Raw genomic sequence first — 11,557 nt, forward strand, 5'->3', positions numbered from 1 at the left:
TAGAATTCATTGTAAATAAATGTACTTGTGTTTGTATCATGGAATCCATACAACCAAAGTAATGCAAATAAAATTGCAAGATAATAAACCGTCTTTGCAACCCATTGTGTGAGTGGTCGAGACCATATCTCTTTTAATCTTTCCATGTCTTTCCCTCTCTTAATGAAATAATAGCTCTTTGTAGGTATCATGTCCTACATTATTGTGAAAAAAACAAAATCCCACATTTTAGGTAAAAATAAGTCAAAAGGCTCTTTTCTGATATTAGCACTAAATACTAAAAAAGAAAATCCCTAACTTAGCAATTATATTACATTCAGCATGAATTTGTAATGGGTTTGATATGTAAATAGAAAGTGGATTGTGTGAATACATAAAAGTGGACTATAAGAATACGTAAAAATGCAGTATTTGCTTTTATTAATCATTTAAGACGGAGTAAAATTTAAAATTTCTAGTTCTTTTGAAAAGGAGGAAATTATCATGAATAGAGTGTGGAAGAGTCTAATTTCGGAAGAAAATATCGTGAAATGGAGAAGGCATTTTCATAAGTATCCGGAATTATCATTTCATGAAAAAGAAACTTCGCAATTTATATATGATACATTATGCTCGTTTTCTTCTTTTGAAGTAACGAGACCGACGAAGTATAGTGTACTAGCAATTAAAAGAGGCGTGAAGCAAGGGAAAGTGATTGCGATTCGAGCTGATATAGATGCTTTACCAATCCAAGAGGAGACAAGGAAATCTTATACGTCTGTAAATAAAGGAGTGATGCATGCATGTGGGCACGATGCTCATGCAGCTATTTTATTAAGTACAGCAGAGATGTTATCAAATATGAAGGAAGAGTTTGTAGGGGAAGTTCGTCTATTCTTTCAGCATGCAGAAGAAGCATACCCTGGTGGTGGACAAGAAATGGTCGAGGCGGGCGTTATGGACGGTGTTGATTATGTAATAGGTTTACATGTTATGTCTGGATTGGAGAGCGGAAAGATAGGTATTGCGTATGGGCCAATGATGGCAGCTCCAGACGTATTTACAGTTGAGATTCAAGGCAAAGGAGGACATGCAGCACGTCCAGAAGAAACGATTGACCCTATTGCTATCGGAGCACAGATTATTACAAATTTACAACATATCGTATCAAGAAATACAAGTGCTTTCATGCAAAGAGTCGTTTCAGTTACGCAGTTCCATGGGGGAATGGCTGATAATATTATTCCAAGTACAGCAACTTTAATGGGAACTGTACGTTCTTTTAATCAAACATTAAGAATAGAAGCAGAAGGGAAAATCGAAAAAATTGTGAAAGGAATTACAGAAGCACATGGAGGATCGTATACATATACGTATCGATATGGATATGATCCGGTTATTAATGATGAATATATTACGAAAATAGTAGAAGAAAGTGCACTACATTTGTTTGGGAATGAGCGTGTTGTTAAGCTTGAACCTTCTATGGGTGGGGAAGATTTTTCAGCATATTTAAGAAAAGCACCCGGTTGTTTCATTAAATTAGGAACAGGTAATGAAAATATATATACTTGTTATCCACATCATCATCCGAAATTTGACGTGGATGAATCAGCATTAATTTGTGGAGTGGAGCTATTCTTAGAGACTACTATAAGATTACTAAAATCATAGAAAAACAAAAAAAGGCAACTGCGCTCTATCGCAGTTGCTTTTATTTCTTTCCGTCAGAGAGGGCTGAGAAAGAACTATGCTCATTTATAGTATATGAATAGCTAACGGACAAGCTTGTACATTTTAATCATTTTTTTAAAAATAGTTGTTGACATTGATAATCAATGTCAATTAATCTAAATATAGTTGAAATTGATAATTATTATCAATAGGATGGATGCGACATGTTAATGAGAAAAAAATTTCACCTTCTACGGAGGGGATTAAAAGATAAAAATAAAGATGTTGATCAGCATATGGAATGGCAACGAAATGTAATTCGGTCTGAATATGTAGATGAGAAGAAGAGCATTCAAACAGAAAAAGAGATACAAAGTAAAGGGAGAGGTTCAGTTGAGTAAGTTAGTAATGATTTTTGCAAGTATGAGTGGAAATACAGAGGAAATGGCTGACCATATTGCCGGCGTAATTCGTGAAACAGAAAATGAAATTGAAGTTATTGATATTATGGATTCACCAGAAGCTTCTATATTGGAACAGTATGATGGAATTATTTTAGGTGCATACACATGGGGAGATGGTGATCTTCCTGATGATTTCTTAGATTTTTATGATGCAATGGATTCTATTGATTTAACTGGGAAAAAAGCGGCCGTATTCGGATCATGTGATTCGGCTTATCCGAAATACGGAGTGGCGGTTGACATTTTAATAGAAAAGCTACAAGAGCGCGGAGCAGCAGTTGTGTTAGAAGGACTAAAAGTAGAATTAACGCCAGAAGATGAAGATGTAGAAAAATGTTTACAGTTTGGAGCTAAATTTGTAAAACACCTTTCTTAATGGCAGAAGGGAGCTGAAGAGCAAGTGCATGAGAAAATCTCAATCAAAACGATGACAGATTATCATTTGTATGATTTTATGCGGTGTCCGCATAAATTTTATTTTCGTCATATAAAAAGAAGAGAACCTTCTTCATTTGAATGGCAACAAATAGCGCAAATGATTGTGAATCAAATTATTAACGAGTATTACACGCTACCTGCGGGTCAACAAACGAAAATTGTACTTTTAATATTAATAGAAAAGTATTGGAAAAAAGTAAGGATTAATATGTTTGCTTCGAAGACGGAGTACTATATTGTATTAGCGAAGCTAACGGATCACTTATTACAGTTTGTTGAAAGGGATGATAGTCAGACACCACCATTGTTTTTATACGAGAAGTTTCAAACATATATGGAAGAGTTAGGTGTCCACATGTCATTGACATTTGAAGTTGGTGAGTGGAATGCTGAGTCGTTTGTAATTAAAAAGTATGTTGTCGATGCGGATGAGGAAATGCTTGCTCTTTGTCAGAAGCTAATGACAGTATTCAGTTATAAAGCTTTCGGCGTTCTTCCAGGAAAAATTGAAGTTATTAATTTAATAGAAGGAACTAAGTATGAGTACATTCCGAAACAAGAAGATATTATAACTGGAATGGCTGATTTATCTAGAATGAAAGAAATGTTACAGCAACCTGAGCATTATACTGAGCGTCATTTTCGTTCTGAGTGTATAAGTTGTGCGTTTCGTAGTGAATGCCAAAGGGAAGAAGTAAAGAAAGAAGCGAAACAGAAGAAAAATATAGTTCATTAAAGGATGCAACTTTGCATCCTTTTTTGTTATTGACATGAAAAGCTTTTCATCATTTACGGTATATTTGTAGCAGATTTTAATAAAGTGAAATTTTAATTAGTGGGGTTTTGTTCATCACCCACTGATTATTAGCCTTAACCAATCGGGCTTTAACGGGCAGCCCGACCCCCACCTAACTTCTTTGCTTCCGCTGAATTTTGAGGTGGGGGTCTTACTGCCCGCAAATAGCGGGATAAAGGGAGGAATAATCAATGAAAGATGAAACGAAAGTATTTCAATGGTTAAAAGAACAAAATGCTCCTTTTGAAATTCAACTGCAAATCTTACAGGCATTTCAATTGTATAAAGTTATTGTTGAAATGGATAAAAAGTTAATGATGTATGAGGAAAGAGTATACAGGGAGAGAATGTAATCTCATCCCTGTAATATCGTTTTTAGCTGTTCTGTACTTGTAATGAATTCGAGTTCATTCTCTGACTCAAAGTTATAAATAATATTATGTAGTAAAGGACTGTATTGATAAAAGGTAGTAATGCGGTGAATGAGTAATGGATCATGATGAGAAATAAGTGTACTGTACTGTTCATATACAGATGTAGTAAACTCATGTCCGAAATCATAATATAGTCCTGCAAAATCAAAAGCAGGATCGCCAATTTGCGCATCACCAAAATCGATAACACCTGAAATGCTTTTGTTCTGCTTGTTAAATAAAATGTGATGATGTGTAAAATCAGCGTGAATGATTGTGTTTTGAAAAGTGGATGTAGCTAAACATGCAAAGAAATTTTCAAATAAGCGATTTAAGGCTAGTTTCTGTAATGAAGTAAGGTTAGTAGTGAGATATTGGTTTAATTTTGTTTGTAGCTCTTTCCAGTAGGTACATGTTTTTCTAATAGGGAAACATAGCGTTGTAACTTGGTTTAAAGGAATACTATGTAGTACCGCAAGGAAAGTAGCTAATTTTGTAATAATTGCTTTCAGCTCTGTATCCTCCAGCGTGGCAATTGTTTCTGTTTTTAATGGTTCACCATGAATGAGAGTATAGTAACTACAAAGAGGAACCTCATCAGATTCATTTTTATAAATTAGGTGATATTGTGGAACTTTGATTTCTTGTAGTGATTGAGTGAGAATTGTGCATAGTTCTTTTTCTAACGGAATTCGCATTGCATATTCCTGTTTTCGCGGGAAACGAAACAGTAGCTCATCATTTACTATAACTGCTACATTATCCCATCCTCCTTTATTTTGTTTATATGAACGTATAGAAAGATTAGGCAAAGCTTCTTTTATATAATGTTTGTAAGAGTCCATAATTGTTCCTCGTTTCTGAGTTAAGTTATTCTACTTTATGATATCAGAATTTTCTTTCTATATGTTAAAATATAGCTATCATTATGAAGAAGGGCGGGAGTATTACGAAAAAAAGATTGTTAATCATTTCTCTATGTATCGCTTTTGTATTGTTTTGGTCATATAAAGAGAAGGTTTTTGCTACCTTTAAACCGATTGATCAGTACGAGTTAAATAAGGAATTAAAGAACAAAAGTATAGAAAATTTAACTCATAATGAAATGAAAAAGGTAGGAGAGCATTTTGTGACCGAGCAACTATCAGTGTTTGAGTTTACTAATAAAGAAGATGTGAAACGAAAAGGTGAAGAACTATTTTTAAATAGAGGGTATGAACAATTAATGGGAAATTATTATCCAAATCGTTTTCAAGATTTAGAGTATAAATTTACAAACGAGGAGATACGTGAAGAGACCGATGAGAGTTTTCTTTATCAAGCTGTAGCGTACGTTGCGGGTACTGAAAATGGTAAGAGAAGCAAAATGAAATTGAATTATGAAGTGAAAATTGTAAAGGTTAATAATATATTTATGGTGCTAGAACAAAAGCAGCGCGTACAATAAAGGAAATTCATTGCTCAATAGAACATTTGGGGGTGTACTACTTAATGCGGAATAAAAAGGCCCTCAAGGAATCAAGGGCCTTTAAAGATTTTCATTTTGTTGACCAAGTTCTTTTTGAGCAATATATAAATTTCCTTGCTCGACTTGTTTAAGTGTATGAACAGAATCTCCTGCATATCCTTTTTGTGTTTTAACAGTTCTTTTTGAACGATTGGAATTTTGTTTCTTCATATAATAGGCACCTTTCATCAAAAATAAACGAAAATGATAAGTATGAGTAATACAGCAGCGAAAATGGTAATGCCCATTAAAAACGAAGTGTTTTTATATTTAGGTGGCTTATGTACATCTTGCCGATATCCAGGTGAAATTTCAGGGGCAAATTCTTCATCGAATGATTGCTTTTTTTCTTTGTCGTCCATATGTACCCACCTTTCTTTTTCATTATATTACACGTTACAAGAAAAAATATGCATAAAGAAAACAGCCGCTTTATTATTAGCGGCTGTTTTGTGTTGCATATTTTCGTTGTACTTGAAAGAGACGGATAAGTAGGAAGGCAGCGCCAAATGCTAGACCGATAATAAGACCGATCCAATAGCCTTTTGCGGCCCATTCTGTATACGTTGCTAGTATGTAACCTAGTGGTAGACCTATTATCCAATAAGCAATTAAAGTCATAATTAGAGCAACATTTACATCTTTATAACCACGCAGAGCTCCTTGTACAGGGGTTGCAATTGCATCTGAAATTTGAAATAAAATCGCAAAGATAAGAAATTCTTTTGCTAAATGATGAACTTTTGCATCTGTCGTATAAATAGAAGCAATTTGATTATCAAAGAAGTAGAGAAGAATCGAATATAATAAAGCAAAGGCAAGGGCTAATCCAATTCCAATCAGTCCGTATTGTTTTGCATTATCGTAACGTTTTGCTCCGACTTCGAATCCGACTGCAATAGTCATTGCCATTGCTAAACTTAGCGGAGTCATATATAACAAGGAAGCAAAGTTCATAGCTGCTTGGTGAGCTGCAATAGTTGTCGTACTAAAATTACTCATCATAAGCGTTACCGCAGCGAAAATACTTGTTTCAAAAAAGATAGCAAATCCGATAGGGACGCCAAGCTTTAAGAATGCTGTCCAACTCGAAAGAGAAGGACGATATAATTGTTTGAAAATGTTAAAAGAGGCAAAAGGCTCTTTCGTCTGAATAATAATGACTGTAATAATTAAAATGCACCAATATGTTGCAGTGGAAGCAATTGCTGCTCCGACACCACCAAGCTTTGGGAAACCGAAGTTACCAAAAATTAATAGGTAATTTAATATTACGTTAATTGGTAATGATAGTAATGTAATAATCATCGTTGTTCGAGTTTTTCCTAATGCATCAATAAATCCACGTAAAACAGTGTACGTGAATAAAGGTATAATTCCTATTGCGATAATACTTAAAAATTGAGCTGCAATTCGTTCCACAGGTTCTTCTAAGCGCATGCCGTTTAAAATAGGTGAAACGACGAAGAAACCGATGAGGATAACAACGAAGCTAGCACAAATTGCTAAATAAACTGCTTGTATGACAACGTGGGGAACGTCCTCTTTTTTCTTGGATCCAACGAGCTGTGCAACAATGGGAGTAGTAGCCATTAAAATTCCTGTTAATCCCGTACTAACTGGAAGCCATATACTTGTTCCAATTGCAACACCTGCTAAATCAGTTGGACTTGCATGTCCTGACATTGTTGTATCAAAAAAACTCATCGCAAATAATGACATTTGCGTTACGAAAATCGGAAAAAATAGTAATACAAATTGCTTTAACTTTTGTGAGAATGAAGTAGTTTCTTTCATAAAATCCCCTTTCCGTATAAAAAAACAAACTCTTACTATCATACAATTTAATCAAAGATTAGAAAAGAAATACGCGCCTACAACATATGAAACCAATAAAAAAAGGATGCACTTTGAAAAGGGATAAGGTATTATGATAAGGTGTGAAAAAATTACATATTATTTGTTATTAAGGAGGCACTACTTGTGGCTGATTGGTTAATTGGTTTAATCATGGGTGCTGTTGAAGGGTTAACAGAGTTTCTACCAGTATCATCAACAGGACATATGATTTTAACAGGACATTTAATTGGATTTGAAGATGAGAGAGCGAAAGTTTTCGAAGTTGTTATCCAATTGGGATCGATTTTAGCAGTTGTTGTTATATTCTGGAAGCGTCTATGGTCGTTAGTTGGAATAGGAAAAGTAACAGACGGACCATCGTTAAATTTATTACATATTATTATCGGGATGATTCCTGCCGGGGTACTTGGCGTATTATTCCATAGCACTATTAAAGAGGTTTTATTTGGTCCAGGACCAGTTGTTATTAGCTTAGTAGCCGGTGGTATTTTAATGATTGTTGCTGAGAAGTTTTCAAAACCAAGTACAGCAAGAACGTTAGATGAAATCACATATAAACAGGCATTTACAATTGGAATGTTCCAATGTTTAGCTCTTTGGCCAGGGTTTTCTCGTTCTGGTTCTACAATCAGTGGTGGTTTATTAGCTCGCGTGTCGCATACAGCGGCAGCTGAATATACGTTCATTTTAGCGGTACCGATGATGGTAGCTGCAAGTGGGTTAGATTTAATTAAAAGCTGGGATGTATTAAGCTCAGCAGATATAACGCTATTTGTAACAGGATTTGTAACTGCATTCGTTGTTGCGATGCTTGCAATTGTTTCATTCTTGAAATTATTATCTCGTGTAAAACTAACACCGTTCGCTTACTATCGTTTCATTTTAGCTGCGGTATTCTATTTCTTCATTATGTAATAAAAAAACCTGCCGAGCNNGCTCGGCAGGTTTTTTTATTTTACTATTTTTTCCACCATATTTTCCATTACATGCTCCCAAAGAGAAGTATCATCAGCTAATGTAGCACGGAAATTAGCATACATTTCTTTTTGTTTTTCTTCGAATGTTGGATCTTCTTTTTCAGGTAATGTAGCGCGCATTGAAGTTACTAATTCTTGTACTTTTGGAGCGCGTGGTCCAAAGACGGCTTGTTCATTTCCATCTTTATCAATGAAAATAAAGATTGGAATCGCACGTGCTGTTCCATTTGTTAAATATTGATCCATTAATTCTAAGTTTTCATCGCGAATTAATAAACTCATATCAATATTTGCAACTTCAGAAATTCGTTTCATAACAGGTACGCATAAAAGAGCATCGCCACACCAATCAGCAGTTAATACGATAACACGCCAGCCGTCATTTTGACGTTCTTCTAATACAGGAAGTAATTCATTTGGAATTAAAAAGTTATTGTAAATGTGTAGTAGCTCGTATTGGTTTACTTGCATTTCATTCACATATGTATCAAAGGACATACCTTTATCAGCCCATTGTTGTAAGTTCATAATTAACACCTCTTTAGTAAGATTTGCTTTCATTGTACCAATTTTTATATAGAAAAGCTTGTATTCTTACTCTTTCTCGTCACTTAATAATTTATTTAAGAGGAAAAAGAATAGTACGACACATAATTCAGCTGTGTTGGACATTTGTACGCTTTCTATCCAATTATCAGCAGTATGAATGACGAACCAATCTAGTGTAATTTCAATGAACGAGAAAAGAGTAATAGAAATCCAATTTGGCATGTTTTGTGTCAGTGGATATAGCAGCGCTTTGAAGAAACTGAAGATGAAAAATGTAATACTGTCTAAGAAAGTGATTAATAAAAAAAGAGAAGTAACGCAGTACGTGAACTATACTCTATACCTGTAATTTGAAAGATTCCTACATATACAAAAAATATAAATGCAAAAACGATAATGAGAAAAAGAGCAATAATACTAGTGATAATCGTTTTATCTTTTAGGCTGAGATTTGAGAATTTCTCCTCCTCATGCATTAAAATACCCCCTTTTTCTGGAAGTTAACTTCATTTTATCATGAAATACCTATTAAAAAACTACGAATTATGGGAAAATAAGGTGACAAAAAGTAAGATTTCATGTAAAATTATTAATAAGGTTTTTATTTAACTAAATGAAATAAAAGGAGCTGTCAAAGTTGTCTCAAAATCGAGAGCAATTAATGGAAGAACTATCGACAAATGTGTTTGCTATGTTTCGCACATTGCGTAATGATATCGGAAAAATATTCGGTGGTTACATACCGTGGAATGAATTCATCGTCCTGAGAATATTAAATCGTACGAATAAAGAAATGGTATCGCGTGTAGCAAATGAATTAAATGTGTCGAATAGTCATATTACAGCTGTTACAGAAAAATTAATTAATAAAGGTTTTGTAACTCGTTCACGTTCTACATCGGATCGCCGAGTTGTGTATTTAGAGATTACAGAACAAGGGAAAGATTTAGTTGCGAAAATGGAAGATGCGAAAAAACAATATTTACAAGAAAGATTCTCTGCACTTTCAGAAGATGAAATGAATGTAATGATTTCGATTTCCAAAAAACTTATTTAAGTGATTATAAACAAGAAAACGCTTACGTGATGAAAAAGAAGATCTTCCTTATATATGGAAGGTCTTCTTTCGTGTGTAGTAGATGTTAAAAAATAAAATGTGTATGAAAAAAGATAGAGCGCCATACTACTAATACAAGGAAGGGAGGGAGAAATATGACGAATCGTAACGGTAGTAAAGGGAGCGGTAATCAAGGATCACCAAAGTCCGGCCAGTTTAATCAGGAATTTAGCACTGAATTTGAAACTGGTAATGATAATAAAGGGAAAGAATATCGTTCGAAAAAAGGAAGTAAATCAAAAAAGGAGTGAATATATTCACTCCTTTTTTGATTTAAGATGCTGCCGATTGATCAGTATTATATTTTTCTTCTGATTTTGCGACAATCATTGCACAAATTGCATCACCAGAAATGTTTACAGCTGTTCTTGACATATCTAGAATACGGTCAATACCAATAATTAAAGCGATACCTTCTACTGGTAGATTTACTTGATTTAAAACCATTGTAAGCATTACAAGTCCAACACCTGGTACACCAGCAGTACCAATACTAGCTAGTACAGCAGTTAATACGACCATAGCTAATTGCGGTAATGTAAGTTCAACTCCGTATACTTGAGCGATAAATACAGTTGCTACCCCTTGCATAATAGCGGTACCATCCATATTAATCGTTGCACCGAGTGGTTGTACAAATGAGCTGATTGCTTTTGGAACTCCAAGCTTCTCTTGTGCGGTTTTCATTGCAAATGGAAGAGATGCATTAGAGCTAGATGTGCTAAAGCCAATTGCCATTACCGGTCCGAAATGCTTAAAGAACCGGACGATACTTTCTTTTGCTAATACCTTTAATAGGCCGCCATATACAAAGACCCCGTGAATAATGAGTACTAACATAACGACAATCATATACTTGAACATCGCAGCGACGCCTGCAAGACCCATTTTACCAACGGATGAAGCGAGCAAACCGAATGTTCCAATTGGGGCTAATTTCATAACGAGATTAACAAGATACATCATTAATTCGTTGCCCTGTTCAAGTAATGAATGGATACCTTGAACTCGTTTTCCTAAAATAGCTATACCGAGTCCAATCAATACGGCAAAGGCAATGATTTGTAACATGTTTCCGTCAGCCATTGCTTTTGCTGGGTTATCTGGTACGATATTTAGCAATGTTTCGACGAAAGATGTTTCAGTTTTTGCACCTTCATACTTAAGACCTTCTGTTTTAAAATTACCGCCAGCTCCTGGTTTTATAATAAGTGCAAATGTAACCGCTATAGAGATGGCAACCGCAGTTGTTACGAGAAAGAATGAAATTGATTTTAAACCGATTCTTCCAAGTTGTTTCGGATCTCCAAGGCCGGCAGCACCAAGTACGATAGAAATGAATACAACAGGAACAACTAGCATTTTAATAAGGTGAATAAACAATTGACCAATTGGGTTGAACACATATTGATTTAGTGGCTCAAAGATAGATGGAGCGGCTAAATTTAGAGTGAGTCCAACAACTAGACCTAGAAATAATGCGATTAAGATTGCTTTTGTTTGTTTCAATAAAATCCCCCCTTTTGTTTTTGCGAAAGTTCTTTCTAAAGTAATTATACCGAAAAAATACCTAATTTAACAATATTTTCTGAATTTTTTGTTTTTATTTAAGTGTAGATAGACTGATTTTGTGTTTGGAAAATAAAATAGACCATCACATAGGATGGTCTAGGGAAGGGGACAATTTATGTCAATTTAATTAGGGATGGAAGCTGCTTTAAGACACTGGGGAATGTCTTAAAAATTAGGGAGGAACAACTTCGATACATATACTATAAAAGGT

16 protein-coding genes and 1 pseudogene are annotated in these 11,557 nt (G+C 34.7%); 9 read left to right on the forward strand and 8 right to left on the reverse strand.

Features of this window, described 5'->3' with window-relative positions:
* On the reverse strand, positions 1-146 hold a 146-nt coding region (locus CN409_RS25730; protein ID WP_000440293.1), incomplete at its 3' end, for a teichoic acid D-Ala incorporation-associated protein DltX.
* Positions 147-483: 337 nt separating this feature from the next.
* Between CN409_RS25730 and CN409_RS25735 the strand changes: the two genes are divergently transcribed.
* The 5 genes from CN409_RS25735 (at position 484) to CN409_RS32020 (ending at position 3,704) form a co-directional block, all read left to right on the forward strand.
* A complete protein-coding gene (locus CN409_RS25735; RefSeq protein ID WP_001082809.1) occupies positions 484-1,653 on the forward strand; it encodes an amidohydrolase in 1,170 nt (389 codons plus the stop codon).
* A 224-nt stretch (positions 1,654-1,877) separates the two neighbouring features.
* Positions 1,878-2,054 carry a hypothetical protein gene (locus tag CN409_RS32015; protein ID WP_000929009.1) on the forward strand — a complete coding sequence of 59 codons (177 nt, stop codon included), beginning with the start codon at positions 1,878-1,880 and terminating at the stop codon, positions 2,052-2,054.
* The gene (locus CN409_RS25745) at positions 2,047-2,493 is read left to right on the forward strand and encodes a flavodoxin (RefSeq protein WP_000041154.1); all 447 of its coding nucleotides are present in this window, start codon (positions 2,047-2,049) and stop codon (positions 2,491-2,493) included. Before CN409_RS32015 ends, CN409_RS25745 begins: the two co-directional genes overlap by 8 nt.
* 24 nt (positions 2,494-2,517) lie before the next feature.
* Positions 2,518-3,291, forward strand: a complete 774-nt coding sequence (locus tag CN409_RS25750; protein ID WP_000544580.1) for a hypothetical protein — start codon at positions 2,518-2,520, stop codon at positions 3,289-3,291.
* A gap of 251 nt (positions 3,292-3,542) precedes the next feature.
* Entirely contained in the window at positions 3,543-3,704 is a 162-nt protein-coding gene (locus tag CN409_RS32020; RefSeq protein ID WP_000651086.1) for a hypothetical protein, read from the forward strand.
* Between the two features lie 2 nt (positions 3,705-3,706).
* Here CN409_RS32020 and CN409_RS25760 read toward each other — a convergent pair whose 3' ends face one another.
* Entirely contained in the window at positions 3,707-4,609 is a 903-nt protein-coding gene (locus tag CN409_RS25760) for an aminoglycoside phosphotransferase family protein (protein ID WP_000378990.1), read from the reverse strand.
* 83 nt (positions 4,610-4,692) lie between these two features.
* On the opposite strand from CN409_RS25760, the gene CN409_RS25765 reads away from it, so the two are divergent.
* A complete protein-coding gene (locus tag CN409_RS25765) occupies positions 4,693-5,211 on the forward strand; it encodes a hypothetical protein (RefSeq protein ID WP_002083113.1) in 519 nt (172 codons plus the stop codon).
* A gap of 81 nt (positions 5,212-5,292) precedes the next feature.
* Here the strand turns inward: CN409_RS25765 and CN409_RS32025 are convergent, their stop codons facing one another.
* The 3 genes from CN409_RS32025 to CN409_RS25785 form a co-directional block, all read right to left on the reverse strand.
* Positions 5,293-5,442, reverse strand: coding sequence for a hypothetical protein (locus CN409_RS32025; RefSeq protein WP_000744623.1), 150 nt, complete (start codon positions 5,440-5,442; stop codon positions 5,293-5,295).
* Positions 5,443-5,459: 17 nt separating this feature from the next.
* Positions 5,460-5,633: a hypothetical protein gene (locus CN409_RS25775; protein WP_000341062.1), complete on the reverse strand. Its 174-nt coding sequence runs from the start codon at positions 5,631-5,633 to the stop codon at positions 5,460-5,462.
* A 76-nt stretch (positions 5,634-5,709) separates the two neighbouring features.
* A complete protein-coding gene (locus CN409_RS25785; protein ID WP_000665558.1) occupies positions 5,710-7,068 on the reverse strand; it encodes an MATE family efflux transporter in 1,359 nt (452 codons plus the stop codon).
* A gap of 186 nt (positions 7,069-7,254) precedes the next feature.
* Between CN409_RS25785 and uppP the strand changes: the two genes are divergently transcribed.
* Positions 7,255-8,046, forward strand: a complete 792-nt coding sequence (gene uppP, locus CN409_RS25790; protein ID WP_000796263.1) for a bacitracin resistance undecaprenyl-diphosphatase — start codon at positions 7,255-7,257, stop codon at positions 8,044-8,046.
* A 35-nt stretch (positions 8,047-8,081) separates the two neighbouring features.
* On the opposite strand, the gene CN409_RS25795 is transcribed toward uppP, so the two are convergent.
* The gene (locus CN409_RS25795) at positions 8,082-8,669 is read right to left on the reverse strand and encodes a thioredoxin family protein (RefSeq protein WP_003260458.1); all 588 of its coding nucleotides are present in this window, start codon (positions 8,667-8,669) and stop codon (positions 8,082-8,084) included.
* A gap of 33 nt (positions 8,670-8,702) precedes the next feature.
* A pseudogene (locus CN409_RS25800) lies at positions 8,703-9,133 on the reverse strand (regulatory YrvL family protein).
* Positions 9,134-9,294: 161 nt separating this feature from the next.
* Between CN409_RS25800 and CN409_RS25805 the strand changes: the two are divergent.
* Both CN409_RS25805 and CN409_RS25810 read left to right on the forward strand, forming a co-directional pair.
* Entirely contained in the window at positions 9,295-9,714 is a 420-nt protein-coding gene (locus CN409_RS25805; RefSeq protein ID WP_000081432.1) for a MarR family winged helix-turn-helix transcriptional regulator, read from the forward strand.
* 155 nt (positions 9,715-9,869) lie between these two features.
* Positions 9,870-10,025 (forward strand): hypothetical protein, encoded by a 156-nt coding sequence (locus tag CN409_RS25810; RefSeq protein WP_000184928.1) that lies wholly within the window; start codon positions 9,870-9,872, stop codon positions 10,023-10,025.
* 22 nt (positions 10,026-10,047) lie between these two features.
* Here the strand turns inward: CN409_RS25810 and CN409_RS25815 are convergent, their stop codons facing one another.
* Entirely contained in the window at positions 10,048-11,283 is a 1,236-nt protein-coding gene (locus CN409_RS25815) for a dicarboxylate/amino acid:cation symporter (protein ID WP_097982217.1), read from the reverse strand.
* Positions 11,284-11,557 lie beyond the last annotated feature (274 nt).

The organism is Bacillus sp. AFS012607 (assembly GCF_002558005.1).
GTDB lineage: Bacteria > Bacillota > Bacilli > Bacillales > Bacillaceae_G > Bacillus_A > Bacillus_A thuringiensis_S.

Excerpts from the sequence above, each read along its gene's own strand:
- CN409_RS25735 (WP_001082809.1), top strand. The coding sequence starts at position 484 with ATGAATAGAGTGTGGAAGAGTCTAATTTCGGAAGAAAATATCGTGAAA.
- CN409_RS32015 (WP_000929009.1), top strand. The coding sequence starts at position 1,878 with ATGTTAATGAGAAAAAAATTTCACCTTCTACGGAGGGGATTAAAAGAT.
- CN409_RS32020 (WP_000651086.1), top strand. The coding sequence starts at position 3,543 with ATGAAAGATGAAACGAAAGTATTTCAATGGTTAAAAGAACAAAATGCT.
- CN409_RS25760 (WP_000378990.1), bottom strand. The coding sequence starts at position 4,609 with ATGGACTCTTACAAACATTATATAAAAGAAGCTTTGCCTAATCTTTCT.
- CN409_RS25765 (WP_002083113.1), top strand. The coding sequence starts at position 4,693 with ATGAAGAAGGGCGGGAGTATTACGAAAAAAAGATTGTTAATCATTTCT.
- CN409_RS32025 (WP_000744623.1), bottom strand. The coding sequence starts at position 5,442 with ATGAAGAAACAAAATTCCAATCGTTCAAAAAGAACTGTTAAAACACAA.
- CN409_RS25775 (WP_000341062.1), bottom strand. The coding sequence starts at position 5,633 with ATGGACGACAAAGAAAAAAAGCAATCATTCGATGAAGAATTTGCCCCT.
- CN409_RS25785 (WP_000665558.1), bottom strand. The coding sequence starts at position 7,068 with ATGAAAGAAACTACTTCATTCTCACAAAAGTTAAAGCAATTTGTATTA.
- CN409_RS25795 (WP_003260458.1), bottom strand. The coding sequence starts at position 8,669 with ATGAAAGCAAATCTTACTAAAGAGGTGTTAATTATGAACTTACAACAA.
- CN409_RS25810 (WP_000184928.1), top strand. The coding sequence starts at position 9,870 with ATGACGAATCGTAACGGTAGTAAAGGGAGCGGTAATCAAGGATCACCA.